This is a genomic window from Marinobacter santoriniensis NKSG1, from assembly GCF_000347775.1.
In the GTDB taxonomy this organism is placed as follows: domain Bacteria; phylum Pseudomonadota; class Gammaproteobacteria; order Pseudomonadales; family Oleiphilaceae; genus Marinobacter; species Marinobacter santoriniensis.
In genome coordinates this window covers 237,790-263,677 of sequence record NZ_APAT01000013.1, presented here as the reverse complement: position 1 = coordinate 263,677, position 25,888 = coordinate 237,790, and the positions used below count along the sequence as shown (strand labels likewise).

Genomic DNA, 25,888 nt, shown 5'->3' with positions numbered 1-25,888 from the left:
AGGCACCGGGGCGGTCTTTCCAGACCGCCTCATTCCCCCTTCATTTTTGCTTCGAGCTTCCTCAGCTGACTCTCCAGGGAAAAACTCACGCTTGAGGCCATCGAGAAGAAATTGAGCAACGCTTTCAGGTTGCTGTCGCCCTTGCACACCGAATGAATTCTTTGCCAGAGGGCCTGGTTTACCAGTTGCAGCCGCTGGTTTCGTTCGACCAGCCCTTTCAGCTCCCAGTCCGGCTCGCCATGATTGCGCTTTACAAAATATTGCTCCAGCAGATAGTGCGATACGCTGCGCATGATAAATTCATCACTGCTGGCAAACGGCAGATGATGGACCGCCATCGACTTGAGCTCCGCAAGCACAGGACACCCACTGGTCGCCATTTTAAGCCCCAACAACGAACGCAGTGCTTCCTCCAGCGCCGTTTGTTTGTGGTAATCCCGGCGATCGTCAGTCACCCTCACATCGACCTTCTGATAGGCATCTTCTGCCTGGAAGGCCTCCACCACCGGGAGGATTTCCAGGGCTGCCGGGCATTCCGGCGAACTCTCGCGCTTGAGCGGACAATTACTGCATTGACAGTGTTCCAGCTTCACCCACGCAGGGACCTTTCCGGTCACCCTCGCGGGCTGGTCAGTGACCCTGAACTCAACCTGCCGCCCGTCTTCAAATCGAAAATCATAGGTAACGTTCATTGATTCGCCTGTTCTTCCAGCTCCATCCACCGCTCGATAGCCTGCTCCAGACGGGCCTCCGTGTCCGTCAGTTTCTGCAGAGTGGCCGCGACATCATCGGGTGGGCCTGAATAAAAATTCGCGTCTGAAATTGTATCCTGCAAATCAGCAACTTCCTGTTCCAGTGTCTCAATTTTGCCCGGAAGTTGGTCCAACTCAAGTTTCAGCTTGTAACTCAATTTGGCAGGCTTCTTTTTACCGGAAGACTCGACGGATGCCGATGCTCCAGAAGACTGCTCATTCCCTACCGAACTTGCCGGCTTTTCGTGCTTATCCTGTTTATCCGGTCGGTTTCCGCCGAGCTCAGAAGGAAAACGGCCTCCCTGATGGCGCCAATCGGAATAACCGCCCACGTATTCCCGGACCCTGCCCGTCCCGTCCAGGAAAACCGTCTCGGTAACCACGTTGTCCAGGAACTCCCGGTCGTGACTGATCACAATGACCGTACCCTGAAATTCGGCCAATTGCTCTTCCAGCAGTTCAAGGGTTTCGACGTCAAGGTCGTTGGTGGGCTCATCAAGTACCAGAATATTGGCCGGTTTACTGAACAGCTTGGCGAGCAGCAAACGTGCCCGCTCTCCACCCGAAAACACCCGAACGGGGGACCGGGCCCTCTCGGGCGTAAACAAAAACTCCTGAAGGTAACCCAGGACGTGCTTGCTCTGACCATTGATATCAATGAACTCGCGCCCTTCCGACAGGTTATCGAGAGCATTCCGCTCAAGATCGAGTTCACCCCGAAGCTGATCGAAATAGGCCACTTCAAGACGGGTACCCCGTCGAATACTTCCCTCTGTCGTAGCCAGGTCTCCCAGCAACAGCCGAACGAGAGTGGTTTTTCCGGTACCGTTTTCACCCACAAGGCCGATCTTGTCACCCCGGAGGATCGTCAGGTTCATGTCGCGGATGACCGCCGTGCCATCCGGGTAATGAAAGCCGGCGTTGGCGGTTTCTACTACCAGCTTGCCGGACCGGTCCGCCTGCTCGACGGAGAAACTGGCCGTGCCCCCACGGACTCGACGCTGACGATGCTCTTCCCGCATTGCCTTCAACGCCCTCACCCGCCCCATGTTGCGGGTCCGCCGCGCCTTGATACCCTGTCTTATCCAGGCTTCTTCCTGCTTGAGGCGCTTGTCGAACAGGGCGTTCTGGCGCTCTTCTTCCGCCAGGGCCTTTTCCTTGAGGTCCAGATAACGGTCGTAGGTGGCCGCAAAACTCACCAGTTTACCCCGGTCGAGCTCCACAATCCGCGTCGCCATGCGGCGAATGAACGCGCGATCATGGCTGACAAACAGCATGGCTCCACGGAACTGGGAAAGCGCATCCTCGAGCCAGGCAATTGCCGGCACGTCCAGGTGGTTGGTTGGCTCGTCCAGCAACAGGATGTCCGGCTCCGCCACCAGCGCCCGGGCCAGAAGAACCCGCCGCTGCCACCCACCAGAGAGCGTGTTCAGGCGTCGATCCGGATCGATACCGTATTGTCCCAGAATGGTGGTGACTTTCTGGTCGAGCATCCAGCCATCCAACGCCTCAAGCCGCTCCTGAACTTTCATCAGGGCCTCCAGGGACGATTCGTCCGCCTGCTGCGACAGTCGGTGATATTCCGAGAGCAATTCACCGGTTTCCGGAAAGGCACCGGATACAACGTCGTAGGCCCGGCGATCGTCATCCGACGGCAGGTTCTGGGGGAGCACGGCCAGAATGGCGCCATCATCCAGCCGCACGGTACCGCTGTCAGGCGTGATTTCGCCACTCACAATCCTGAGCAAGGTGGACTTGCCCTCACCGTTACGGCCCAGCAGACACACCCGCTCACCCGCTTCCATGATCAGCGAGGCGTCGTCCAGCAGCGGGTGCATTCCGTAGGCAAGGGATATGGAATCCAGGGTCAGCAAAGGCACGTTCAATCATTCTCCGATTTGACAATAGTGACTGCGTCGCCGACTCGAAGCTTGCCGGGCCGGTCGTGTATCGCGTTCATTCCGAAAATGACGCCATCGTCGGTGCGACGATAGCTCGTCAATGTCCGTAAAGGCTGAACAGAGGGGTCCTTTATTCCGGTATCCGGATCAACCGTTGTCATAACGCAGCGCGAACAGGGTTTGACCAGCCGGAACGGCTGCTCGTTGATCATCAGCTCCCGCCAGCCATCCTCTGCCCAGGGACGTGCGCCCTCTATGACGATGTTCGGTCGAAAACGCCGTATGTCCACCGGCGTCTCCAGCCTACTGTTCAGCTCCTCGAGTGAGCCGAGGCTGGTGATCAGGAAGGGAAAACCATCGGCAAAACTGACGCGCCGGTTGTCCGGAACCCGGGCAGGATCCACACGACGGAAGCTGTCGTCAGACATGTACACCAACCGGAGCGAGACTCCACAGAAACGACTCAACGCCTCATTGGCACTCTGTTCTCCAACCAGGGCCTCTGGCCAGTCTCTCCAGACCTGGACCCGAATTGCGGCCGACGTGGGCATCAACCTGAAGCGACCCTCTCCGGGGATACTGATTTCCACCTGCTGATCTTCCAGGTGGGCTCCCACCAATGCCAGTTCAGGATGACGCCGCTGGGTAACAAAGACTCCATCATCGTCAACAATCATCCAACGACGATCTCCCCGAGGCCCGAAATCGTCCATCTCAAAATGTTCGACCGATACGCCGGCAAGGGATTTGACTGGGTATACGAATAGCGAGTGGATTTTCATCGGGCGCGGCTCCTTGGCGTAATTGGCTGGCACGGCCGAAGAGTATAACCGAGAGGGAACCGGGGCGCTGTCAGCTTGCCGGCCCGGAAACAAAAAAACCCGGCTTGAAACAAGCCGGGTTTTCGAAATCTGGAGCGGGAAACGAGATTCGAACTCGCGACCCCAACCTTGGCAAGGTTGTGCTCTACCAACTGAGCTATTCCCGCGTGGCCAACGCTTGATGCGTCAACGGAGGCGTATTCTACGGATCAGAATCCCTCCGTCAACCTCTTTTTCCCAATTTTTTACCCAAAGCTATTCTGGCACCCGGAAACCAGCCAAGTTATTGAAAAGCCAGCTCAGCTCTGGCCACCGTCGCTTGTGGAGGAAGACGCCATCCGGGAATCATCGCAATGCAAAAACTCACTGGTCTGTAACCAATCCTGATCCGGGTAATATTTGAAGACCAGCTGCCCCCCTTTCAGATCATCCACCACTTCCTCAATCACCTTGTTATCCACCGCCGGACACCCGAAACTGCGGCCAATTCGACCGTACTTCTGAACCCAGCGTTCACTGACATAGCCGGCACCGTGTATAACGATTGCACGGTCCCTGGCCTGATCATTCACTCCTCGCTCCAGCCCGTCCAGACGCAGGGAATAACCGTGTTTGCCATAGTAGGTCTCGCTGGCCCGGAACAGACCCAGGCTGGACTTGTGACTGCCTTCCACATTGGAGAAGGAGGTGGATCGGGTCATGCCCGAGGCCTTTCCGTGTGCCACAAGGTCCTTCAACAAGAGCTCCCCCGACCGGATATCAAAAATCCACATGCGTTTTCGATTTGAAGGCAGAGAAAAATCGATAACCGCCAACCGGGCGGGCTCCTTGACACCACTTGCGACAGCGCAATGGGCCGCCCGGACAGCCTTGGAGAGCACCTGACGATCAATACCGGGAGCAGCGCCCGCAAGACGTTGAACGAGATTGTTATCGAAACCCTGCGCACCGGCAGGTGTGGAAACCAAAAGGAACAGCGGCAGGACCAGGCCCATACACGCCTTGAGGCTCAAGGATTGCATCAATCATCACCACTGGCTGCCGGAAGACACGGCAAGCACTCATAAAGATCGTAAAAGTTGAGGTTAAACTGTGCCGCATTCTACCAGTGTTCGTAGCCAACCCGGTCACGCTGTACACTTTTTATACATTTTGGTAACAAAATCGAGGAATCACTGACCAAACGTGCGACCGCTTTCAAGGTACGCCAACTCTTCAGGGGTCGAGGTTCGTCCAAGCGCCCGGTTTCGATGGGGGAACCGGCGAAACTTCTGGATGATCTCGCGGTGAACGGAGGCCGACTCGAGAAAACTTTTCATGAATTCACCCAGCGGGCCGGACGTCGTTGCCGCCAACTGCTTGTAGCGCTCAACCGAAAGCTCCTGATCTTCCGCACGTTCGGAATGTTGCAGGGGCATATAAAGAAACGCTCGCTGGACCGGTGGCAGACTCATGTCCTGCCCCTTCCGCATCGCCTGGTGGCAAAGCTTTCTGGCAAGCCGGTCCTGGTCAAAGGCCAGCGCCGCTCCGCGAAAGATATTCCGGGAAAACTGATCCAGCATAATTATTTCTGCCAGGGCACCGCCGGGGCGGGCGCGCCAGTGTTCCAGTCCGTTCTCCGAGGCAAAGAGCACCATGGAAAGAAAACGCCTCCGAATCTCCTGATCAAACTTTCGATCAGACCGGAACCAACGATCACGGTGAAGCCGATCAGGCAGCCCCTGATCATCGAGTTCGCCAAACCAGAAATCCAGAATCTCACTCCAATCGAACATTCATCCGTACTCCGTACCCTGCTATGGTGAAGGCATAAAAGGCCCGAATCGCTCAATCTGGCAGTTATACGGGGAATTGCCAACCACCGATTAAACCGGAGCATCCATGAAGCAAGCCCCTCGCATCGTTCTCCTGGCCCATGGAAGCAGCGATCAACGCTGGTGTGACACCTTCGAGCAACTGGCCAAACCCACACTTGAGGCCGTGCCCGGCGCACGCATTGCCTACATGGAACTGGCACAGCCTTCATTGCAACAAGTTATCGCTGAGGGCGTTGCCGCAGGCGCAGAGTCTTTCACCGTGGTTCCGTTGTTTCTGGCGGCCGGAAGGCACCTCAGACGGGACGTTCCCGAAATGATTGCCGCTCTCGAAGAGGAATACGCGGTGCGTGTCTCCCTGGCGCCAGCCATCGGAGAAAATCCGCTGCTGGCAGAAGCGATAAAGGACGTTGTGACGCTGCAACTGCAGACAACCGAAGCATCAGTCGGGTAATGCCAACCGCAAAGGAGGCTCGACGTCATGTCAAAGAACATTCTGATCACCGGTGGTACCGGTTTCATCGGCCGGGAACTGTGTCGGCAACTGCTCGAACGGGGCGATACCCTGACGATACTCAGTCGCCAGGCGCCGGAAACCGTGAAGGCGGTCTGCGGCCGCGTTCAATGTGTTTCCAACCTGACCGAACTGAGAGATCACCAGGGATTCAGTGCCGTCATTAACCTGGCCGGAGAGGGCATTGCAGAGAAGCGGTGGACGGCGGCCAGGAAGCAGGCCCTGCGCGATAGCCGCATAGCGTTGACTGAGACGCTCGTCCAGGTCATGCAGAGCTGGTCCAAATCACCGGAGGTTCTTGTCTCGGGGTCTGCTGTCGGCTTTTACGGCGATCAGGGGGACCACACTGTCAACGAAGACACGCAGCCCCGGGATGAATTCACCCATCAGCTCTGCCGGGACTGGGAGAATGCGGCAGGAGCCGCGCGGGATCTTGGCGTACGCGTTTGTGTGTCGCGCACAGGTCTTGTCGTTGGACCGGGCGGAGGCTTTTTACAGCGGATGGTTCCGCCCTTCCGTTTCGGCCTGGGTGGGCGTCTTGGCAGCGGAACACAATATATGCCGTGGGTGCACCGAGCCGATGTCGTTAACGCGCTGATCTGGATGCTGGACCACGCCAGCGCTTCCGGCGCTTACAACGTTGTCAGTCCTGACCCGGTAACCAATCGGGAATTTACCGCAACACTGGGCAAGGTATTGCATCGCCCCACCCCCTTTCCTGCGCCGGCAATGGCACTGAAACTGGCACTGGGAGAGATGGCAGGACTTCTGCTTACCGGACAGAGGGCAATCCCCTACAGACTTTCCGACGAAGGGTTCCGATTTGAATTTCCGGAGCTGCAAACCGCGCTGGAAGACGCCTTGCGGCGGGGAACAACGGCCTGACGATCGGCCTTTCGAAGTGGCGGCTATTTTTTTCGTGAAAAGCGTTGACAGAGGTCAACGCCTTACTTAATATACGCGCCACCTCGACGAGGCAAGGCTTTGAAAACGTTGCGTCCCCTTCGTCTAGTGGCCTAGGACTCCGCCCTTTCACGGCGGCAACAGGGGTTCGAACCCCCTAGGGGACGCCAATTTTCAACTGACCTACATCGGGTCAGTGCTTGCCTGAATTACCCCCGCTTTTGTCATGATGATGCAACCCTGCATGACCATGGCGTTTCTCGTCTCTCATGACGAAGATGCCGACCCCGATAAAAAATCCCAGCATCAGCAGAACCGTTACAATCCCTGCAATTACGACGGAATCCATATACATTTTACGTCTCCTTCACTCAACACGTTCGATTGAGTTCAGGTTACGCCCGCGATCAACCACCCGTATTGACCTAAATCAACTGGCTACATTTACACCGAAACCGGGTATTTTGCTGAACGGCCCCACATTTCTCTCCATTTTTCCTGTATTTGCAAAGCATTTGATAACGACTACTGCTATATTCGACGGGGTGCGGTTGCTTCGTTTTTTACATTCCGAACAGGGTGGCTGAAGTTACGACATGGCAAAACTGTCGACACGTCTTCAACGTTTCCGAACGGGATCGCCCCTGTCCTTCCGGTTGCTCGCCTGGATTCTGCTGTTCAGCTCGGTGTTCACGCTGATCGCTTCTGCGATCCAGATCTACTCGGATTACCGCAAAGACCTTTCCCTGATCGATCGCCGAATGCAGGTTGTGGAATCCGGCTATTCCTCCAGTTTGTCGAGAAGCCTGTGGGCACTTGACCAGAAACTGCTTCAGACGCAGATGGAGGGGATCCTGAGCCTTCCGGATATTGTCCATCTTCGCCTCAGAATCGAGCCGGATTCAGAACTGGTCCTCGGCGATATCCCCCGGAATTCGCAGACCAAAACCCACAGCTTCAATCTCTATCACGAGGGTGACGAGAGCGTGAAGCTCGGCGAGCTTACAATCACCGCCAGCCTGGATCGTGTGTACCGCGAAATGAAACACAAGGTCGGCGTCATTCTTGCGACCCAGTTTCTCAAGACGTTTTTTGTCTCCATCCTTATCTTGTGGATATTCCGTTTTCTCGTTACCCGACACCTTAGTGCCATGGCGGACTACGCCAGGGATTTCTCCCTGGAAACCCTCGGCCTGCCCCTGTCCCTCGATCGTCCTGACACGCCGGTTAACCGGCGGGATGAACTCGGACAGGTAACCGACGCCATCAATCAGATGCGCGAGCGACTCAATGCGGACCTGGCACGCCAGGAACGCGATGCCGCCGAAATCCGGAAGTTTTCCAAAGCCATTGAACAAAGTCCTTCATCGGTCCTCATTTGCGACAGGCAGTGGCAGATCGAATTTGCCAACCAGAAGTTCAGCCAACTCACCGGCTTTGATCGCGAGTCGATCATCGGCAAGCACCCCGCCGAACTGAATGAAAAGAATGTCGACAGCCGTGAAAGCCGAAATCTCTGGCAATCCATCCGGCTTCAGGTTCAGCGGGTCGGCGTCTGGCAGGGGGAAGTAAACAGCGTCCGGAAAAGCGGAGAGCGTTTCTGGGAGCAACTGATCGTCACTCCAATCAAGGATAATTCCGGCGAAATCACCGGTTATCTGATTCTTGGTGAGGACATCAGTATCCGGAAACGTTACGAGCAGCAGCTGTTGCGCCAGGCCAACTACGACATCCTTACAGGGCTTCCCAACCGGATGCTCGCACTGGATCGCCTCAAACTTGCGCTTGCCCAGGCCCGCCGCGAGAACACGCTCGTGGGCGTCATGTTCCTGGATCTGGATAATTTCAAACACATCAACGATACCCTCGGCCACGACGCCGGCGACAATCTCCTGATCGAGGCCGCGCGCCGGATCTCCAGCTGCCTGCGTGGGACCAGCACGGTCGCGCGCCTGGGCGGCGACGAATTTCTGGTAATTCTTCCCGGGCTGCCCGGGGCGGAGGCGTCGTCACAGGTAGCTGAGCGGATCCTGAAAACGTTTTCCACACCCTATATTCTCAATGGTCAGGAAGTCTTCGTGACCACCAGTATCGGTATCGCCATATTCCCGACGGATTCAGACAATAGCGGAACTCTGCTGCAACATGCCGATGCGGCGATGTATCAGGCCAAACACAAAGGTAAAAGCGCTTTTGCTCACTTTGCGCCGGAGATGACTGAAGTTTCTCATGAGAGGCTTCAGATGGAATCAAGGATGCGGCGTGCGCTTGAACTTCAGGAGTTCGAACTCTACTACCAGCCCATCGTCCGGACCGATACCGGAAATCTTCATGGGGTCGAAGCGCTGTTGCGGTGGAACAATCCCACAATGGGCATGGTGATGCCGGACCGCTTCATCCCGCTGGCAGAAGAAACCGGCCTGATCATACCGATTGGTGAATGGGTTATCGAAGAGGCCTGCCGCGCTGCGGTCAGCTGGCGAGATATGGCGGGACGCGACATCGGAATATCCGTGAACGTATCACCGAGACAGTTCCGTGACCCGGGGTTTACCAATGTCGTAATGAACGCGCTCAAAAGGACCGGCCTCTCGCCACAGCTCCTGGAGCTGGAAATCACCGAACGACTGATACTGGATAACTCCATCGAAACCGCCGAAATCCTTCGTCAGCTTGACCACGCCGGCATCAAACTGTCCGTGGATGATTTTGGCACGGGCTACTCCGCGCTCAGCTATCTCAAGAGTTACCCCTTTGATACGCTGAAAATTGACAAGTCCTTCGTACAGGATCTGATGAAGAACCCGGAGGATGCCTCTCTGGTTCGCGCAATCATCAACATGGCCCACAGCCTTGGGCTGAGCGTGATTGCCGAGGGTGTTGAAGAAGAAGCCCAGACGCACTTCCTCAAACACGAGGGATGCGATTTTTCACAGGGCTATTTCTACAGCCGGCCGCAACCGGAAGCGGATTTCGAGCGCTGGCTGAAAACCAATCACCGGGTACGGATCCAGGAATCGGAATGATGGCATGGAAGACACGATTCTCGTTGTAAATTGCGGAAGCTCCACTCTCAAGCTCGCGGTGTTTGACGGCGCGTTTCGGGTCCGGGCCTCAGGTCTTGCCGAAAGACTCCACCAGGGCGACGCGGTGGCCCATCTCCGGCATCACGACCAACCGGTCAAACTACCACCGGATGCTTCGCACCGGGAGGCCCTGGAAGCGATGATTCACGCGTTGGTCGACCTGGACGTTATCCAGGGAACACCCTCCGCTGTCGGACATCGGGTGGTTCATGGTGGGGAGACCTTCCATGATGCGGTATTGATAGACGAGGCCGTCATCGAGGCAATTGAAGATTGCGCCAGTCTTGCACCCCTGCACAATCCGGTGAATCTGTCCGGCATCAGGGCAACCCGCGCGCTGTTTCCATCGGTGCCCCATATTGCCGTATTTGATACCGCATTCCACCAGACCTTGCCCCGGAAGGCCTACCTGTATGCCCTGCCCTATGATTATTATCGCCAGTGGGGCGTGCGTCGCTATGGCTTTCACGGGACCAGCCATCAGTTCATGCTGACTGAATCGGCCCAACGCCTCGGGAAAACACCGGCCACTACCTCCATCATCTCGGCCCATCTGGGCAACGGCTGCAGCATTGCGGCAATCCGGGACGGGATCAGCGTTGACACGAGTATGGGGTTAACGCCGCTGGAGGGGCTTGTCATGGGCAGCCGGAGCGGCGACATCGACCCCGGCCTGTTCGACTTCCTCAAGACCAAAGGCATTGATCAGGACCAACTCCACCACGTCCTCAACCACAAAAGCGGCCTGTTGGGACTCTCCGGCCAGACCAACGATATGCGCACACTGTGTGAACTGGCGGACCACGGACACGAACCTTCGCTCGTCGCTGTAGAGGTCTTCTGCTATCGCCTCGCGCGCTATATCGGCGCCATGATGGCCTCTCTGGATCGCCTGGATGGCCTTGTGTTCACCGGCGGCATTGGCGAAAACAGTGCGAGAGTCCGAAAGCAGACACTGGATCACCTCCGGCTTTCAGGACTCTGCCTGAACGCGGAACTGAATCAGGAGCACGGTCAGAACAGCGACGGCTACATCAATGATGCCGACTCCCGGTTCCCTGTTCTGGTTGTACCAACCAATGAGGAACTGGTCATTGCGCGGGAATCACAGAGAATTGCCGCCTCTCAGGAATAAATAACGGAAACCGGTGTCCGACTATGGCAAAAAGTCTCTTCATTGCTCCCACCTCCATGGATTCCGGCCTGACGTCGGTGTGCCTGGGCCTGCTCCGGGCACTTGAACGCGTGGGGGTCAGCGTCGGGTTTTACAAACCCTTCAGTCAGGCTGTACACCAGGCCGAATCCCGACACAACAAGGGAAAGGACTCCTCGGTCACCTTCATTCGCGATCGCAGCCATAGAAATACACCGGATCCGATTCCTCTCAAGAAAGCGCAACAGTTGCTCAATCGCAACCAGTCAGACCTGCTCATGGAAAATGTGGTTGGCGAATTCCAGAAGGTCGCCAGCCAGTTCGACGTCGTCCTGATCGAGGGTCTGGTACCCGACCGCAGTGAGGCCTACATCGCCCGCCTCAACGTAGAGGTTGCCAGGAATCTGGGTTCCGAAGTCATACTGGTCAGCACCCCGGACAGTTGCGGAGCTTCCGAGCTGGATGAACATCTGGAATTCTCCGCGCGTCTTTACGCCTCGCCGGAAGACCCGGACGTCATCGGTGTCATCCTAAATAAGGTGGGCGAACCCCAGAAAGACGGACTGATTCTCCATCGCGAGCTGGAAAGCACGCCCAACGTCGATTACCGGCAGGAGTGTCGGGTCTTTCGGGAGAACCGATTCCGGCTGCTGGCCGAAATACCCTGGCAGCCGGATCTTCTGGCTCCGAGGGTTTCTGACATCGTGCGGGAACTCGAGGTACCCGTCCTCAGTGAGGGGCAGATGCACGCCCGCCGCGTGAAGACCGTCTCCGTTTGCGCCAGAACCATTCGCAACATGACCAGTATCCTCAAACCGGACACGCTGGTCGTCACTCCCGGCGACCGTGAAGACATTATCGTAACCACGGCCCTCGCCGCCCTGAACGGTGTCCCTCTGGCCGGCCTCATGTTGACTGGTGGCCTGATGCCGGCCCAATCCGTCATCGATCTCTGCCGTCGAGCCCTGGACACCGGCTTGCCGGTTCTGGGCTCCGACTGCAATACCTACGAAACGGCACATATGCTCGCCAGTCTCTCAACGGCAATCCCACTGGACGACCCGGAACGTATTGAAAAGGCGATGGACGCCGTGGCCCCCCGGATAGACGCCGAATGGCTCCGCGAACACCTCCGCGTTGAGCGACAGAGCCGGCTGTCTCCGCCCGCCTTCCGCTACCAGCTTTCCGAACGCGCCAGAGCCGCACACAAGCGGATCGTATTGCCGGAAGGGAGCGAGCCACGGACAGTTCAGGCGGCCATCATCTGTCACCAGAGGAATCTGGCCCGCTGTGTCCTGATCGGTAAGGCCGAAGAAATAGAGAGTGTTGCCCGGGCACTCGGCCTCACGCTGCCCGAAGATATCGAGATTATTGATCCTGCCGAGGTTCGGGAGCGCTATGTGGCCCCGATGGTGAGCCTTCGCAAACACAAGGGGTTGACCCACCAGATGGCCGAAGCGATGCTGGAAGACAACGTGGTGCTCGGAACCATGATGGTCGCACTCGACGAAGCCGATGGCCTGGTATCCGGCGCTATTCATACGACCGCAAACACGGTCCGTCCTGCACTGCAGCTAATCAAGACGCATAAAAAGGCAAAAGTGGTCTCGTCCGTCTTTTTCATGTTGCTGCCGGAACAGGTCGTGGTCTATGGCGACTGCGCCATCAACCCCGATCCGGATGCCGAGGAGCTTGCGGACATCGCCATCCAGAGCGCCGAGTCGGCTGAAGCATTCGGGATTGACCCGGTGGTTGCGATGATCAGTTACAGTACGGGTGAATCAGGCACGGGCTCGGATGTGGAAAAAGTGCGGAAGGCAACGCATATCGCGCGTCAGAGACGCCCTGACCTGCTGATCGATGGTCCGCTCCAGTACGACGCCGCTGCCATCGAAAGCGTCGCCCGCAGCAAAGCTCCGGACAGCAAGGTTGCCGGCCGGGCAACCGTGTTCATCTTCCCGGATCTGAATACGGGCAATACCACCTACAAGGCCGTTCAGCGCAGCGCCAATGTGGTGAGCATCGGCCCCATGCTTCAGGGTTTGAGAAAGCCCGTGAACGACCTGTCCCGCGGTGCTCTGGTAGAGGACATTGTTTTCACCATTGCCTTGACGGCCGTTCAGGCCCGGCAGGTGGAGCAACAAAAGCCCGTCAGCGCTTGAGACTTTTCTGGCGTGTCTTCCTGATACGCCGCCCTTTCTTCAGGTCATTGTCTTTTTTGACCTTTTGACGGGGTGTCAGACGATCCACCTTGCCGGCAAACGGGTTTTCACTGGACCGGAATTCGAACCGTATGGGAGAGCCGTTGACCTTCAGAATCTTTCGGAAGGTGTTTTCCAGGTAGCGCTTGTAGGCACCGGGCAACGCCTCGGTCTGGTTTCCGTGAACCACAATAACTGGTGGGTTGGAGCCACCCTGATGGGCATAGCGCAGCTTGATCCGGCGGCCATGCACCATGGGCGGCTGATGCTGAACAACGGCATCCTGAAGGATCGCGGTGAGGCGGTTTGTCGGCCACTTCGCCATGGCGGATTCGTAGCAGGCTTCCACAGACTCATACATCACACCCACTCCGGAACCGTGGAGCGCAGAGATGTAATGCTTGTCAGCGTAGTCGAGAAAATCCAGGCGCCTTCTGACCTGCTCCTTGACCCGGGAGCGCTCTTCGGGATCCATGCCGTCCCACTTATTGACAGCAATCACCAGCGAACGGCCGGCATCGAGCACAAATCCGATCAGATGGAGGTCCTGATCGACAAGACCTTCCCGTGCGTCAATCACCAGAATGACGACATGGGCATCGTCGATTGCCTGAAGAGTTTTGATAATCGAGAACTTCTCGACGGTTTCCCGAACGTTCTTTCTTCGACGCACCCCGGCGGTATCGATGAGCGTGTACTGCGTTCCCTGCCTTTCGTATGGGATATAGACACTGTCTCGCGTGGTCCCGGGCATATCGTATACCACCACCCGGTCTTCCCCGAGCATCCGGTTAACCAGAGTGGACTTGCCCACATTTGGCCTGCCAACCACGCCAATCCGGATACCGGGATAACGTTCTGCGCTGTCTTCCTCACCTTCTTCCGGATTCGGAAGCAGCTCTTCAAGCATCGAGCGAATGCCCCGGTTGTGGGAGGCCGCAATCAGGTAGGTGGAATCAAAACCCAGGCTGTAGAAATCGGCGGCAGCGACATCCGGATCCTGACCATCCGTCTTGTTGACGACCAGATGTGCCTGCTTGCCGCTTCGGCGGAGATGATCGGCGATCATTTCATCGCCAGCCGTCAGCCCGGCACGCCCGTCCACCAGGAACAGTACGATATCGGCTTCTTCGACGGCCTGCATCGACTGGCGCGCCATCTCGGCGTCAAGTCCGACCTCATCGCCAGTCAGTCCCCCGGTGTCGATGACAATGAACCGCTGGCCCTCGTAATTACCTTCGCCGTATTTACGGTCCCGGGTCAGGCCCGGAAAATCCGCGACAAGCGCATCCCGGGATCGGGTCATCTGATTGAATAGCGTCGACTTTCCCACATTGGGTCGACCAACAAGGGCAATTACTGGCGTCATAAAGGTAGGTTACTCTGATTTTCTGAGTTCGAAGACGGCCAGACGTCCGCCGTTTCCAAAAACGAGCAGGTTACCATTCGCCAGTCTCTGTGCCGGTACGCGGATACCCTCATCGTCGAATTCCATCTGCCCCTGAAGGCTCCCGTCTTTCGCAGACAGGGCGTGGAGGTAGCCCTCAAAGTCGCCGACCACGACATAATCCCCCGACACCACCGGCTGGGTAACCTGCCGCCAGGCGAGGCGGTCCTGGACCCACAATTCATCGCGATCGGAACCGCGCAGGGCTCTGACATCACCGTTGGCCGACGCCAGATAGATGTTGCCGTCGCCAAGCGCAGGTGCGTAAAGGCTGGACGCTTTCGTGCTCCAGATCTCCCGTCCGGTCTGGATATCAATCAGCGCAAGCTTTCCCTGATAGCCAACGACCATCAGTGCCCGGTCAAGGACAACAGGCTGGCCGGTGATATCCACCAGGCGCTCAAGCTCCGTCCGCCCTTTGGGCTGGCCGACTTCATACTGCCAGATGGGCTGCCCGGAGTCCCCGGCAAGCGCCATAAGCTTTCCGTTGGCGAAGGAGGCAATAACAACATCCCCACCCACAAGAGGCGCAGCGGCCCCCCGGATGGAAAGAACCGGGACTGTGCTCTCATATTGCCAGAGCTTGTCACCCTTGGCGGAATCGTAGGCCAGGACGCGACCATCGGTCGTCTGAACCACGACCATGGAGCCGTTCGATTGGGGGGCAGAGAGCACCTCTGTCGGCAGGGATTTGCGCCAGAGTTCCTCGCCGTTTTCCCTTGAAAGAGCAATCAGATCCGCTTCCCGCGTGACGAGATACAACTGGTCGGCGTCGCCACCAACGCCGGCAAAGATTCGGTCCTTGAGCTCCCGCTCCCAGATCAGCTTGCCTGTGTCCGGTGTTACGGCGACCAGGTCGCCATCCGCGGAAGCTGCGTAGATCGTATCGCCGGCATTCAGCGGCGCCAGATACAAAAAGCTTCCATCATGGCCGTCGCCAACGGACATGTCCCAGACCTGATCAAATTCTACCGTGGTATCGACGTCGGGCAACGGTGCCGGTTGTTCAAAGGTATCTGTCGTGCTGCAGCCACTCACCCCGATGATCGAAGCGAACAGCGCCAGCATCCAAACCGTCGATCTGCCAATGCGCAGGCCTGGCATCAAGCGCCCTCCCCGACACCGAGGTCTGACAGTTTGAGTTCCAGCACACCATTCCGGCCCTGCTCGCTCTGCTCCCGCGCGGTAAGGTAGGCCTCGCGTGCACCATCACGGTTACCCTGTGCCAGCAGAATATCCCCTTTCAACTCGGAGAGTATGGAGGCAAAGGTTCCCGGATCTTTCACGTTACTGATGGTCTGCAAAGCGTCGTCATACTTGCCAGCGGCAAACTGCGTACGAGCCAGACGGTTCTGGATAACCAGGGTAAGCTCGGGGTGGCCCTTGGCATGCTCCAGCGCCCAGCTCAGTGAATCAATGGCCCCATCGGCATTATCCTCACGCATCAATTGCTGGCGAGCCAGAATCAGGTTGCCGTAGATGGCGTAGGCACTGTCTGTGTAATCTTCCCGAAGCTTCTTGGCAACGTATCCGACCGTTTTGGCCGAGGTTTCGTCGTCCTGATTACTGAACGCTCCGAGCAACTCGGCAAACTGGTTAGCCGCTTCCGCGCGCTGTTGGGCCTGCTGGTTCTGCCAGGCCTGCCAGCCGAATACGATTGCCAGTGCTGCGGCAATACCAATCAGCAAGGAACTGCCGTTTCTTTTCCACCAATCCTTGATCGCCTGAATCTGTTCTTCTTCGGTGCGCAGTTCGGCCATGATGACTCCTGTTAAAAATTATTGCTCTTGTCGGGTTCGTTTCAGTGTGAAAGCCTTTCTGACAGCGCCTGCGCCAGATCCTCCTGGGGCACTTCCTGCTGGGGCTCATCATCACGCAGAGGTTTGAGAGCGGCGGTACCGCTGGCCAATTCGTTTTCGCCCAGAATAATGGCGTAGCGGGCTCCGCTCTTGTCGGCTTTTTTCATCTGGCTCTTGAAGCTGCCACCGCCACAATGAGTGACAATGGTTCGCCCAGGCAACTGATCGCGGAGCTTCTCTGCCAGCGCCAGAGCGGGAGCCACCGCGCTGTCGCCCATGGCTGTCAGGTACACATCCGCATTCGCGTTGACCGATTCCGGAATCAGGCCGAGGGTCTCAAGCAACAGAATGAGCCGCTCCAGCCCCATGGCAAAACCAACGGCAAACGTCGGCTTACCGCCCAGCTGTTCAACCAGGCCGTCGTATCGTCCCCCCGCGCAGATTGTGCCCTGCGCACCCAGGCTGTCGGTCATCCATTCAAAAACGGTCTTGCCGTAGTAATCCAGCCCCCGAACCAGCGCCGGGTTCACGGTATAGCCAATACCGGCAGCATCAAGGAGTTCCCGCAACCGGTCAAAATGGGCACGGGACTCTTCGTCGAGATAATCGTCCAGTTTCGGGGCACCCTCCAGAATCTTGCGGGTGCCGGCATCCTTGCTGTCCAGGATGCGCAGCGGATTGGTTTCGAGCCGGCGCTGACTGTCTGCATCCAGCTGGTCCTGGAACTGCCGGAGGTAGTCTACGAGAGCAAGGCGATACTCCTTGCGGGACTCTGAGGTACCAATGGAATTGATTTCCAGCCGGGCATGATCGGACAACCCCAGTGCCTGCCAGAGGCGCGCTGTCAGAATCAACAGTTCGGCATCAATGTCCGGACCACTCATTCCGAAACATTCCACGCCAATCTGATGAAACTGCCGGTAACGTCCTTTCTGGGGACGTTCGTGCCGGAACATTGACCCGGTGTACCAGAGCCGGCGCGTCTGGTTGAACAGAAGTCCATGCTCTTCCGCTGCCCTCACGCACCCCGCGGTACCCTCCGGGCGAAGTGTCAGGCTGTCCCCGTTGCGATCCTCGAAGGTATACATTTCTTTTTCGACAATGTCGGTTACCTCACCGATGGACCGTTTGAACAGATCGGTCTGTTCCACAATCGGCATCCGGATTTCCTGGTAACCATACTGGCCGAGCACCTGTCGAACCGTTGCTTCAACAAACTGCCACACCGGCGTCTGTTCCGGCAGGATATCGTTCATCCCGCGAATTGCCTGAATCTTAGCCAAATGAAAACCTTACTGATTCTGTCTGGTTGTTAGCGTGTATTCCGGAAACGTTCAATCATCCGAGCGGGCAATGATCGCCTCTTCCTGCTCCTGACGGCGGGCAACCTCCTCACGGATCAATCGTTCCAGATCATCGGTGAGCGTGGCATTGTCCAGCTTCTGGTTTGGTTTTCCTGCCATATAGAACAGGTTCTTGGGGCTACCTCCGGTCAGGCCGATATCAGCCTCCTTGGCCTCGCCCGGCCCGTTCACGATGCACCCGATAATCGCCACATCCATGGAGGTATTGACGTCTTCAAGGCGTGCCTCGAGGTCGTTCATGGTCTGTATGACATCAAAGTTCTGCCGCGAGCAGCTCGGGCATGCGATGAAATTGATCCCACGGCTACGAAGCCGCAGACTCTTCAGGATGTCATAACCGACCTTGATTTCCTGCACAGGGTCCGCGGCAAGCGATACCCGGATGGTATCGCCAATGCCGTCCATCAGAAGCATTCCGAGTCCGATGGAGGATTTCACCGTACCAGAGCGAAAACCACCGGCTTCGGTGATGCCGAGATGCAACGGCTGGTCGATCTGGCTGGCAATCTTTCGGTAGGCATCCACAGTCATGAACACTTCCGAGGCCTTCAGGCTGACCTTGTAATTCTGGAAGTCATAGCGGTCAAGGATGTCGATATGCCGCATCGCTGATTCCACCAGCGCGTCTGCGGTGGGCTCGCCGTATTTCCGTTGCAGGCTCTTTTCAAGTGACCCTGCGTTAACCCCGATCCGGATCGGAATGCCACGATCACGAGCCGCCTCAATCACGGCGCTGACCCGGTCGTCCCGGCCAATGTTCCCGGGGTTGATCCGAAGGCAATCGACGCCGAGTTCAGCCACTCGCAGTGCGATCTTGTAATCGAAATGAATGTCTGAGACGAGCGGAACATTTACCTGCTGACGAATCTTTCCGAAGGCTTCCGCCGCGTCCATCGACGGCACAGACACTCGAACGATGTCCGCACCAGCCTCCTCCAATGCCCGGATCTGGGCAACGGTGGCAGCAACATCACAGGTATCGGTGTTGGTCATGCTCTGCACGGCAATGGGTGCATCACCGCCCACCGGAACCTTCCCCACCATGATCTGGCGGGATTGACGTCTCTTGATAGGAGATTCGTGCTTCATGTTTTCAGGACCAAAAAAATACGAATGAATTCGTTCAGGGTGCCAGGGTGAATTCCGTGCGATTGTTTGTCACGCGAAAGTCATTCAAATCCACCGGCTCGCCCTCGAAGTTGATGGTATCTACCGCGTCCACGGCACCAATCACGACCCGCAGTGGCGCCTCGCCGGCCACATCAATTGTATCGCCGGAACGTTGCAGTGAGGCGACCAACCGGTTGCCAACGGAATCGGATACCTGGATCCAACAATCTGCCTTGAAGGTCATCTGCAACCTGCCCTTATCCGACAGTGCGATCGGCTCAGGCTCAGTGGCGGTTGACGGGGCCTCTGCGTTTGTTTCCGCTCCCGCCACGGCTACAGCCTCTTGCCCTGTGGGCGCTGCAACCGCGGTTCCATCCGGAGCAACCGGCGCCGTCAAATCCCCGCTCTCCGATGTGTCAACATTGTCCAGGGTGCCTGTGTCGGCAGGCGCAGCCAGTTCCGACTCATTCGACACGCCTGCAGGCTCCTCCTCAATCGCGGGCTGCTCCTGGGCGGATTCCGCCGTATCCGCCTGGGCCGGAACCGCGGATTCCGCCTGAGAGGACGCAGCGGTTTCAGAGACCTGGTCTTCAATCACAAAATGGAACACCAGATAGCCCGCCAGAACCAGTACCAGAACCAGCAACAGGCCCTTGGCGATACGGCGTTTCTGCCGTCGCCGGCGTTCAATATCCACCAGCGGGTTGGCTTCGTATTGCCGCTCCCGCTCCTTTCGGAGTGGCTCCAACTCCCTGTCCAGAGATTCGATCAACGCATCCGGGTCAAGGCCAACCTGATTGGCATAGGCTCGGACATATCCCTTCAGGAAAAGTTCGCTATCGATGCGTGAGTGATCGCCGCTTTCAATGGCCTGTATCACAGCGGGACGCAGGTGCTGCGCATCCGCAACCTGGGCAACACTCAGGCCAAGCTTTTCACGCGCCCGTTTGAGCTGCTGCCCAACAGGGTCATTGACTTCTGGTTGAGGTGTTTCATCACTGGCCATTAGAAATCAGCACCTTGTATTGTTGGTATTCCACTGACTCCGGGTATTCATTTTTCAGCAACAACGCCAGGCTGGCTTCCTGGTCGCGGTCGTTGAAATGGCGGGCAATCCGGATACCGGTATAGAGGCTTTCCGCCGAATGTTTAATGCTTTTATTATGGGCAATCACCGATAGCAGCCGACTGTAATACCGGGAGGCCGCCTGATAGTTCCCTTCTTCCACCAGTACACGGGACAGGGACAGCAGCGGGCGTGAATCACCACGGGACAGTTCCACCGCGCGCCGATAGGAAGTCGCGGCTTTGTCGGGTTCACCGAGCTTTTCCTGGGTCAGCCCCAGATTGTAGAAAACCGAACCCCGGTCCTTGTACTCGGTATCCCGGGAGGCTGCCCGGAACTGGTTTCTGGCCTCCTCCATGCGCCCCTGGGCGTAAAGGAATGCGCCGTAGTACACGCGCCCCCGGGTATAACCGGGATCTGAATCAATGGCCTTCCTGAAACTCTCGTCGGCGAGTTCAGTCTCTCCATTGGCGTTCTCGACCAGCCCCCGTGCCGACAACGCGGCGGCATTATCAGGATCGATCTGAAGCGCACGATCGAGGTGGTGACGAGCTCGCTCGAAATTTCCCTGCCCAATGTAGGCGGTCGCCAGTTTTACATAGTTATGGATGGCTTCCTGTTTGTCTGCTTCCCGGGCAAACGGACTGTTCGTGGTCGTTACGCATCCCGCTAAACCGGCGAGACCCACCAGTATCAACGCCATGGAGATTCGCCTGATTACACGTTTAGTCCTCACGATTCCACAGTCCTCGCATCTGGTGGTTTTAGCCTCAGGGATTGACCTGTTGTACCGCAATGTATCGCTGACTTCGGCGAGTACGGTCTTCTACCCGTCCAACGAGTTGACCGCATGCCGCGTCGATATCATCCCCACGTGTGGTCCGCACAGTCGTGACGAAGCCGGCTTCATTCAGTACTGCCTGAAACCGCCGGGTTGCATTCATGCTGGGGCGCCGGAAGTCACTCTCCGGGAACGGATTGAACGGAATGAGATTGATCTTGCACGGCAGCCCTTTGAGGACCGTAACCAGTTCCCGAGCATGTTCGGGCTGGTCGTTCACACCCTCGATGACCGTGTACTCGATCGTTGCCTTCCGTTTATCCGGCAGCCGACTGAGATAACGACGCGTTGCCGCCAGCAATTCCGAAATCGGATACTTTTTATTCAACGGCACCAACTGGTTACGCAGCTCATCATTCGGTGCATGGAGCGAAATGGCCAGTGAAACATCGGTAACTTCACCCAAACGGTCCAATGCTGGTACAACACCCGAGGTGCTGAGTGTCACCCGACGTTTGGAAATCCCGTAAGCGAGATCCTCCATCATCAGGTTCATCGCATCGACCACATTGTCGAAGTTCAGCAGGGGCTCACCCATGCCCATCATGACCACATTCGTGATCGGTCGATCGGCATTGGGATCAAAAGGCATGAAGGCCTTCCGCGCAACCCAGACCTGGCCAATAATCTCCGCAGCCGTGAGATTGCGGTTGAACCCACGCTTGCCGGTGGAGCAGAAGGTACAGTCAAGGCTGCACCCGATCTGGGAGGACACACACAAGGTACCGCGCTCGCCATCCGGTATCAGCACCGTCTCGACGCTGTTACCGTTGTCCATGCGCATGACCCATTTCCGGGTTCCGTCTTTCGAAGTCTCATCGTAGACCACCTCCGGGCCACGCACTTCGGCAACGTCCTTGAGCTTCTCCCGAAGCACCTTGCTCATATTGGTCATTTGATCGAAGTCATCCACACCACGCTGGTGGATCCACTGCAATACCTGCTGGGCCCTGAAGCGTTTCTCGCCCAGTGTTTCAAAGAATGCCTCAAGCTTGGCCTTGGGCATTCCGAGCAGATTGGTCTTTTCGACACCAGCGGTCATTTGTAACCTCGATCAGATAACCAATCCGGGGCAGCCAGTGGCTGCCCCGGGACAACACGATCAGCCGCGCGGGCAAATCTCGTTGTCATTGAAGAAATAAGCGATTTCGCGCTCAGCAGACGCTGCGGAGTCGGATCCGTGCACGGCATTCGCATCAATTGAGGAGGCAAAATCAGCGCGAATGGTACCGGCTTCCGCTTCCTTCGGGTTGGTAGCACCCATCAGGTCACGGTTTTTCAGGATGGCGCCCTCGCCTTCGAGCACCTGAACAACAACCGGACCGGACGTCATGAAGGCCACCAGGTCGTTAAAGAACGGACGCTCTTTGTGTTCGGCGTAGAAGCCCTCGGCCTGTTCCTGAGTGAGATGCATCATCTTGGCGGCAACAATCTTGAGATCGGCCTTTTCGAAACGGCTGTAGATTTCGCCAATCACATTCTTGGCAACCGCGTCGGGCTTGATGATAGAGAGCGTGCGCTCATTTGCCATGGTAAGTCTCCACTATGGTTAGGGTAAAAATTCAGGCCTGCGATTATACGCAGTCCGGGACCGACTGCCTACCGCACCTTGCGTAGCCGGCCCACAACATCAACTATTTGCGTCCCCGCGAAGGCGATTTCCTCTTCGGTGGTAAACCGGCCGAACGAAAACCGTAACGCCCGATGCGCCTGGGCGTCATCCAGACCGATACCCCGGAGCACGTATGACGGCTCCACTGTCGCCGACGCACAGGCGGAACCGGAGGATACCGCCAGGTCTCGCAAACCCAGCATCAGCGACTCCGCCTCAACACCCTCAAAAGACAGGTTCAGCAGACCGGGCACACGATGGGACTCGCTGCCATTGAACGACACGCCTTCCAGACCTTCCAGCTGCGCCAGAAAAGCCGAACGCAGCCCCTCGAGCCGATCCATTTCAGCCTCAAGTCCCTCACGGGCAATGGCAAAGGCTTTCCCCATGCCGACAATCTGGTGCGTCGGCAAGGTTCCCGATCTCATGCCACGCTCGTGTCCACCACCGTGCATCTGGGCTTCGATTCGAACATCAGGCGAGCGCCGAACGTACAACGCCCCCACCCCTTTGGGGCCATAGACCTTGTGCCCGGATAACGAGAGCAGATCCACAGGGGTCACATTCACGTCGATGGGCATCTTGCCCGCCGCCTGGGCCGCATCAATGTGGAAAAGCACACCGCGCTCACGCAATGCGGCACCGATACTCTCGACATCGGAAATGCAGCCCAGTTCATTATTGACCATCATCAGGCTGACCAACACGGTGTTATCCTGCAGCGCATCCAGCACCCGGTCTACAGGAACCCGTCCGTCGGGATCCGGAGACAGCCAGGTAACCTGAACGCCTTCAGCTTCCAGCCATTTGCAGGTATCGACCACGGCCTTGTGCTCGATAACCGATGTTACGATATGGGCATTGTCGCGACCCGCGACCGCGCCTTTGATCGCCAGATTGTCGGATTCTGTTGCGCCGGAGGTCCAGACAATTTCGCGAGGGTCGGCATGAATCAGGTCAGCCACCTGACGGCGGGCCGCTTCAACGGCGGCTTCGGCTTGCCAGCCATAGGCATGGGTCCGGGATGCCGGGTTCCCGAACACGCCATCCATCGTAAGACAGCGGCTCATTTCATCGGCAACAGCAGGATCAACGGGCGTCGTGGCCGCGTAGTCCAGATAGACGGGCTTTTTCATGATCAGTAGAAGCTTTTTGAATCAGGCCGGCGCCTGGTCGCTCAGGCGTTCGGTATTAATGGTTTCAGATTCCGCGTCAGATTGAAGGCGGTTCTGGCGATCCGCTACCTCGCGGATCTCGTGTTTTTTCATCAGGTCCCCAAGACTGATTTCACTGAGGAACTGATGGATCTGGTCGCTCAGATCGGACCAGAGATGGTGGGTCAGACACTTCTCGCCTTTCTGGCAGTCCCCTTTGTTTCCACAGCGCGTCGTATCGAGGGACTCGCTCACAGCGTCTACCACTTCCGCGATAAACACGTGATCGGCATCCCGGCTCAGGCGGTACCCGCCTCCCGGTCCCCGAATGCTGGTGACGAGCTTTTGGCGACGAAGCCGGGAAAAAAGCTGCTCAAGGTAGGACAGTGAGATCTCCTGCCGGGCCGAAATGTCCGCAAGACTGACGGGCCCCTGGTCGCCATGGAGCGCCAGATCAAGCATCGCTGTGACAGCATAGCGGCCTTTGGTCGTCAGTTTCATGGTCTAAGCCCCGGGCGGGATCGTTCTCGGATGACAGGAACGAGTATGAATTGACCCAGTAAAGCAGTCAAGTATTCAGCTCCGGGTGTCCGTTTCATCCCGGACGCAGTCAAAGTCCTCGTCATGCAACGGCGGAAGCTCGCCATTCTGATACTCGCTGTTCACTTTTTTCAGTGCTTTGCACATGGTCTCGATGCGATCGTCCACCGCATGCATGTGGTCGAGCAACGCCCGCATTGAACGCGCCACGGGATCCGGCATCTCTTCGGTGACACCGTAGGCATCGAAGCCCATGCGTTCTTCCATTTCCTTCCGGCGCACATCGTCTTCGGATTTGCGTTTTACAATCGAACGACCGGGAATTCCCACGACCGTTGCGCCAGCCGGAACGGCCTTGGTTACGACAGAGTTCGATCCGATCTTGGCACCCTCTCCGACCTCAAAGGGGCCCAGAATCTTCGCGCCCGCTCCCACAACCACACCGTTCCCGATGGTGGGATGACGTTTGCCCTTGTTCCAGCTTGTTCCGCCCAGGGTCACGCCCTGATACAGCGTTACATCATCACCGATAACGGTGGTTTCACCGATTACCACGCCCATCCCGTGATCAATAAAGAACCGCCGGCCAATGGTGGCCCCGGGATGAATCTCGATCCCGGTCAGCCAACGCGCAATTGTGGAAATAGTCCTGGCAAGCCATTTAAGGCCCAGGCCCCAGAGCCAGTGCGCAAAACGGTGAGACAGCAGCGCATGCAGCCCCGGGTAATTCGTCAGCACCTCAAAGGTATTTCTTGCCGCCGGATCCCGGTGAAAAACACTGTTAATGTCTTCCCTCAGCTGGTTAAACATGATCTTTTTCCTGTCCCGGTGCCGGGGCATCATCCCCGGCGGATTGAGAGTGAGCGCCTTGCTTTCCGGCCGCTTTCTGGGCAGCCGTCAGGATGCCACGGAGGATATTGACCTCCATCTCGTCCAGTCTGGCGCGCTGGAATAGCCTCCGCAAGCGCGTCATCAGCTGACGCGGATTGTCCCTGCGATGGAATTCGACATCGACCAGCATCTGTTCCAGGTGACCAAAAAAGCCCTCGACGTCACGGACGCTTGCCAGCGACACATCCCACCCGGCATCACCCGGTGCAGCCATGGGCTTGAGGTATGGGCTCCCCTCGCCCGCTTCAAGGCCGCGGAGATAATGCATTCGCAATTCGTAACACATCACCTGGACTGCCATGGCCAGATTCAGCGAGCTGTACTCGGGGTTGGACGGAATGTGGATATGATGGTGGCAACGCTGCAACTCTTCGTTGCTCAGGCCGTTACTTTCGCGCCCGAACACCAACGCAACACATCCACCGGCCGTGGCTTCGGAGGCGGTAATCGCGGCCTCCGGCGGCGGCATCACCGGCCAGGGCACTTTCCTGCCTCGCGCACTGGTGCCCATCACCAGGACACAATCATCGATTGCCTCATCCAGACTGGCGACAACCCGGGCCCGATCGAGCACATCCGAGGCGCCGGCGGACCGGGCGTAGGAGGCCTCATCCGGAAAGGACTTCGGATTGACCAGCCAGAGACTGCCCAGCCCCATGTTCTTCATGGCACGGGCAACGGCGCCGATATTCCCGGAATGAGTGGTCTCAACCAGAACGATCCGGATCCGGTCATTGAAAGTATCCGTGCCTTCCAGCGGGAGCGCGGGTTTGTGCATGATGAAGTCGCCCGTATCTGAGTACTAGATGAACCGAGCGCGACATCATACCAGAACGAGCAGGACCAGGCTCCTCAGGAGAATCCGTAACCTGCCGCCATCCGTGGATTTCCGGAGTCAAAAAACAGACAAATCAAGTCA

24 protein-coding genes and 2 tRNA genes are annotated in these 25,888 nt (G+C 57.3%); 6 read left to right on the top strand and 20 right to left on the bottom strand.

Annotated elements, in window-relative coordinates; all coding sequences use genetic code 11:
- Positions 1 to 29: 29 nt before the first annotated feature.
- The 6 genes from MSNKSG1_RS05085 to MSNKSG1_RS05060 all read right to left on the bottom strand — a co-directional run bounded on the left by MSNKSG1_RS05085 (position 30) and on the right by MSNKSG1_RS05060 (position 5,249).
- The gene (locus tag MSNKSG1_RS05085; protein ID WP_008938172.1) at positions 30 to 692 is read right to left on the bottom strand and encodes a DUF6901 family protein; all 663 of its coding nucleotides are present in this window, start codon (positions 690 to 692) and stop codon (positions 30 to 32) included.
- Positions 689 to 2,632 carry an ATP-binding cassette domain-containing protein gene (locus MSNKSG1_RS05080; RefSeq protein ID WP_040886676.1) on the bottom strand — a complete coding sequence of 648 codons (1,944 nt, stop codon included), beginning with the start codon at positions 2,630 to 2,632 and terminating at the stop codon, positions 689 to 691. The genes MSNKSG1_RS05085 and MSNKSG1_RS05080 overlap by 4 nt, the downstream gene beginning before the upstream one ends.
- Before the next feature lie 2 nt (positions 2,633 to 2,634).
- Positions 2,635 to 3,435, bottom strand: a complete 801-nt coding sequence (locus MSNKSG1_RS05075; protein ID WP_008938170.1) for an MOSC domain-containing protein — start codon at positions 3,433 to 3,435, stop codon at positions 2,635 to 2,637.
- A gap of 130 nt (positions 3,436 to 3,565) precedes the next feature.
- A tRNA-Gly gene (locus tag MSNKSG1_RS05070) sits at positions 3,566 to 3,641 on the bottom strand.
- Positions 3,642 to 3,773: 132 nt separating this feature from the next.
- On the bottom strand, positions 3,774 to 4,496 hold the full coding sequence (locus tag MSNKSG1_RS05065; RefSeq protein ID WP_040886655.1) for a murein L,D-transpeptidase catalytic domain family protein: 723 nt from the start codon (positions 4,494 to 4,496) through the stop codon (positions 3,774 to 3,776).
- 150 nt (positions 4,497 to 4,646) lie between these two features.
- Entirely contained in the window at positions 4,647 to 5,249 is a 603-nt protein-coding gene (locus MSNKSG1_RS05060) for a DUF924 family protein (protein ID WP_008938168.1), read from the bottom strand.
- 106 nt (positions 5,250 to 5,355) lie between these two features.
- On the opposite strand from MSNKSG1_RS05060, the gene MSNKSG1_RS05055 reads away from it, so the two are divergent.
- From MSNKSG1_RS05055 to MSNKSG1_RS05045, 3 genes are all read left to right on the top strand, one after another.
- Positions 5,356 to 5,742 carry a sirohydrochlorin chelatase gene (locus tag MSNKSG1_RS05055; RefSeq protein WP_008938167.1) on the top strand — a complete coding sequence of 129 codons (387 nt, stop codon included), beginning with the start codon at positions 5,356 to 5,358 and terminating at the stop codon, positions 5,740 to 5,742.
- A gap of 27 nt (positions 5,743 to 5,769) precedes the next feature.
- The gene (locus tag MSNKSG1_RS05050) at positions 5,770 to 6,687 is read left to right on the top strand and encodes a TIGR01777 family oxidoreductase (RefSeq protein WP_008938166.1); all 918 of its coding nucleotides are present in this window, start codon (positions 5,770 to 5,772) and stop codon (positions 6,685 to 6,687) included.
- A 112-nt stretch (positions 6,688 to 6,799) separates the two neighbouring features.
- Positions 6,800 to 6,875, top strand: a tRNA-Glu gene (locus tag MSNKSG1_RS05045).
- 23 nt (positions 6,876 to 6,898) lie between these two features.
- Here MSNKSG1_RS05045 and ccoM read toward each other — a convergent pair.
- A complete protein-coding gene (gene ccoM / locus MSNKSG1_RS19690; RefSeq protein WP_008938165.1) occupies positions 6,899 to 7,060 on the bottom strand; it encodes a cytochrome c oxidase subunit CcoM in 162 nt (53 codons plus the stop codon).
- Positions 7,061 to 7,301: 241 nt separating this feature from the next.
- Here ccoM and MSNKSG1_RS05040 point away from each other — a divergent pair, with 241 nt between their 5' ends.
- Genes MSNKSG1_RS05040 through pta form a run of 3 tightly spaced genes read left to right on the top strand, consistent with a single transcriptional unit; the run spans position 7,302 to position 13,106 of the window.
- The gene (locus MSNKSG1_RS05040) at positions 7,302 to 9,731 is read left to right on the top strand and encodes a bifunctional diguanylate cyclase/phosphodiesterase (RefSeq protein ID WP_008938164.1); all 2,430 of its coding nucleotides are present in this window, start codon (positions 7,302 to 7,304) and stop codon (positions 9,729 to 9,731) included.
- Positions 9,732 to 9,735: 4 nt separating this feature from the next.
- A complete protein-coding gene (locus tag MSNKSG1_RS05035) occupies positions 9,736 to 10,926 on the top strand; it encodes an acetate/propionate family kinase (protein ID WP_008938163.1) in 1,191 nt (396 codons plus the stop codon).
- Positions 10,927 to 10,949: 23 nt separating this feature from the next.
- Positions 10,950 to 13,106, top strand: coding sequence for a phosphate acetyltransferase (gene pta / locus MSNKSG1_RS05030; protein ID WP_008938162.1), 2,157 nt, complete (start codon positions 10,950 to 10,952; stop codon positions 13,104 to 13,106).
- On the opposite strand, the gene der is transcribed toward pta, so the two are convergent.
- The 13 genes from der to trmJ form a co-directional block, all read right to left on the bottom strand.
- Complete coding sequence (der, locus tag MSNKSG1_RS05025) at positions 13,096 to 14,514, bottom strand: ribosome biogenesis GTPase Der (RefSeq protein WP_040886654.1); 1,419 nt, start codon at positions 14,512 to 14,514, stop codon at positions 13,096 to 13,098. The two genes, pta and der, sit on opposite strands and share 11 nt — an antisense overlap.
- 9 nt (positions 14,515 to 14,523) lie before the next feature.
- On the bottom strand, positions 14,524 to 15,696 hold the full coding sequence (gene bamB / locus MSNKSG1_RS05020) for an outer membrane protein assembly factor BamB (protein WP_008938160.1): 1,173 nt from the start codon (positions 15,694 to 15,696) through the stop codon (positions 14,524 to 14,526).
- Positions 15,696 to 16,352 (bottom strand): YfgM family protein, encoded by a 657-nt coding sequence (locus MSNKSG1_RS05015; protein ID WP_008938159.1) that lies wholly within the window; start codon positions 16,350 to 16,352, stop codon positions 15,696 to 15,698. Before MSNKSG1_RS05015 ends, bamB begins: the two co-directional genes overlap by 1 nt.
- A gap of 41 nt (positions 16,353 to 16,393) precedes the next feature.
- Entirely contained in the window at positions 16,394 to 17,674 is a 1,281-nt protein-coding gene (hisS, locus tag MSNKSG1_RS05010; protein ID WP_083870967.1) for a histidine--tRNA ligase, read from the bottom strand.
- Between the two features lie 51 nt (positions 17,675 to 17,725).
- The gene (gene ispG / locus MSNKSG1_RS05005) at positions 17,726 to 18,844 is read right to left on the bottom strand and encodes a flavodoxin-dependent (E)-4-hydroxy-3-methylbut-2-enyl-diphosphate synthase (RefSeq protein WP_008938157.1); all 1,119 of its coding nucleotides are present in this window, start codon (positions 18,842 to 18,844) and stop codon (positions 17,726 to 17,728) included.
- 34 nt (positions 18,845 to 18,878) lie between these two features.
- A complete protein-coding gene (locus tag MSNKSG1_RS05000) occupies positions 18,879 to 19,871 on the bottom strand; it encodes a RodZ domain-containing protein (RefSeq protein WP_008938156.1) in 993 nt (330 codons plus the stop codon).
- The gene (gene pilW, locus MSNKSG1_RS04995) at positions 19,861 to 20,634 is read right to left on the bottom strand and encodes a type IV pilus biogenesis/stability protein PilW (protein ID WP_008938155.1); all 774 of its coding nucleotides are present in this window, start codon (positions 20,632 to 20,634) and stop codon (positions 19,861 to 19,863) included. Before pilW ends, MSNKSG1_RS05000 begins: the two co-directional genes overlap by 11 nt.
- Before the next feature lie 67 nt (positions 20,635 to 20,701).
- Positions 20,702 to 21,814, bottom strand: a complete 1,113-nt coding sequence (gene rlmN / locus MSNKSG1_RS04990; protein WP_008938154.1) for a 23S rRNA (adenine(2503)-C(2))-methyltransferase RlmN — start codon at positions 21,812 to 21,814, stop codon at positions 20,702 to 20,704.
- 60 nt (positions 21,815 to 21,874) lie between these two features.
- Complete coding sequence (gene ndk / locus MSNKSG1_RS04985; protein WP_008938153.1) at positions 21,875 to 22,303, bottom strand: nucleoside-diphosphate kinase; 429 nt, start codon at positions 22,301 to 22,303, stop codon at positions 21,875 to 21,877.
- Between the two features lie 68 nt (positions 22,304 to 22,371).
- On the bottom strand, positions 22,372 to 23,520 hold the full coding sequence (locus MSNKSG1_RS04980; protein ID WP_008938152.1) for an IscS subfamily cysteine desulfurase: 1,149 nt from the start codon (positions 23,518 to 23,520) through the stop codon (positions 22,372 to 22,374).
- Positions 23,521 to 23,541: 21 nt separating this feature from the next.
- Positions 23,542 to 24,039, bottom strand: coding sequence for a Fe-S cluster assembly transcriptional regulator IscR (gene iscR / locus MSNKSG1_RS04975; protein WP_008938151.1), 498 nt, complete (start codon positions 24,037 to 24,039; stop codon positions 23,542 to 23,544).
- Positions 24,040 to 24,114: 75 nt separating this feature from the next.
- Entirely contained in the window at positions 24,115 to 24,888 is a 774-nt protein-coding gene (gene cysE, locus MSNKSG1_RS04970) for a serine O-acetyltransferase (protein ID WP_008938150.1), read from the bottom strand.
- Positions 24,881 to 25,747 carry a tRNA (cytosine(32)/uridine(32)-2'-O)-methyltransferase TrmJ gene (trmJ, locus tag MSNKSG1_RS04965; RefSeq protein ID WP_008938149.1) on the bottom strand — a complete coding sequence of 289 codons (867 nt, stop codon included), beginning with the start codon at positions 25,745 to 25,747 and terminating at the stop codon, positions 24,881 to 24,883. The genes cysE and trmJ overlap by 8 nt, the downstream gene beginning before the upstream one ends.
- Positions 25,748 to 25,888: the final 141 nt, after the last annotated feature.

Bases quoted from the DNA above. Each gene is read 5' to 3' on its own strand.
- MSNKSG1_RS05075 (WP_008938170.1), bottom strand. From the start codon at position 3,435: ATGAAAATCCACTCGCTATTCGTATACCCAGTCAAATCCCTTGCCGGC.
- iscR (WP_008938151.1), bottom strand. From the start codon at position 24,039: ATGAAACTGACGACCAAAGGCCGCTATGCTGTCACAGCGATGCTTGAT.
- MSNKSG1_RS05015 (WP_008938159.1), bottom strand. From the start codon at position 16,352: ATGGCCGAACTGCGCACCGAAGAAGAACAGATTCAGGCGATCAAGGAT.
- MSNKSG1_RS05050 (WP_008938166.1), top strand. From the start codon at position 5,770: ATGTCAAAGAACATTCTGATCACCGGTGGTACCGGTTTCATCGGCCGG.
- bamB (WP_008938160.1), bottom strand. From the start codon at position 15,696: ATGCCAGGCCTGCGCATTGGCAGATCGACGGTTTGGATGCTGGCGCTG.
- MSNKSG1_RS05035 (WP_008938163.1), top strand. From the start codon at position 9,736: ATGGAAGACACGATTCTCGTTGTAAATTGCGGAAGCTCCACTCTCAAG.
- MSNKSG1_RS05055 (WP_008938167.1), top strand. From the start codon at position 5,356: ATGAAGCAAGCCCCTCGCATCGTTCTCCTGGCCCATGGAAGCAGCGAT.
- MSNKSG1_RS05040 (WP_008938164.1), top strand. From the start codon at position 7,302: ATGGCAAAACTGTCGACACGTCTTCAACGTTTCCGAACGGGATCGCCC.
- der (WP_040886654.1), bottom strand. From the start codon at position 14,514: ATGACGCCAGTAATTGCCCTTGTTGGTCGACCCAATGTGGGAAAGTCG.
- pilW (WP_008938155.1), bottom strand. From the start codon at position 20,634: ATGGCGTTGATACTGGTGGGTCTCGCCGGTTTAGCGGGATGCGTAACG.
- MSNKSG1_RS05060 (WP_008938168.1), bottom strand. From the start codon at position 5,249: ATGTTCGATTGGAGTGAGATTCTGGATTTCTGGTTTGGCGAACTCGAT.
- ndk (WP_008938153.1), bottom strand. From the start codon at position 22,303: ATGGCAAATGAGCGCACGCTCTCTATCATCAAGCCCGACGCGGTTGCC.
- ispG (WP_008938157.1), bottom strand. From the start codon at position 18,844: ATGAAGCACGAATCTCCTATCAAGAGACGTCAATCCCGCCAGATCATG.
- trmJ (WP_008938149.1), bottom strand. From the start codon at position 25,747: ATGCACAAACCCGCGCTCCCGCTGGAAGGCACGGATACTTTCAATGAC.
- MSNKSG1_RS05000 (WP_008938156.1), bottom strand. From the start codon at position 19,871: ATGGCCAGTGATGAAACACCTCAACCAGAAGTCAATGACCCTGTTGGG.
- rlmN (WP_008938154.1), bottom strand. From the start codon at position 21,814: ATGACCGCTGGTGTCGAAAAGACCAATCTGCTCGGAATGCCCAAGGCC.
- pta (WP_008938162.1), top strand. From the start codon at position 10,950: ATGGCAAAAAGTCTCTTCATTGCTCCCACCTCCATGGATTCCGGCCTG.
- MSNKSG1_RS05085 (WP_008938172.1), bottom strand. From the start codon at position 692: ATGAACGTTACCTATGATTTTCGATTTGAAGACGGGCGGCAGGTTGAG.
- cysE (WP_008938150.1), bottom strand. From the start codon at position 24,888: ATGTTTAACCAGCTGAGGGAAGACATTAACAGTGTTTTTCACCGGGAT.
- MSNKSG1_RS05065 (WP_040886655.1), bottom strand. From the start codon at position 4,496: ATGCAATCCTTGAGCCTCAAGGCGTGTATGGGCCTGGTCCTGCCGCTG.
- ccoM (WP_008938165.1), bottom strand. From the start codon at position 7,060: ATGTATATGGATTCCGTCGTAATTGCAGGGATTGTAACGGTTCTGCTG.
- MSNKSG1_RS04980 (WP_008938152.1), bottom strand. From the start codon at position 23,520: ATGAAAAAGCCCGTCTATCTGGACTACGCGGCCACGACGCCCGTTGAT.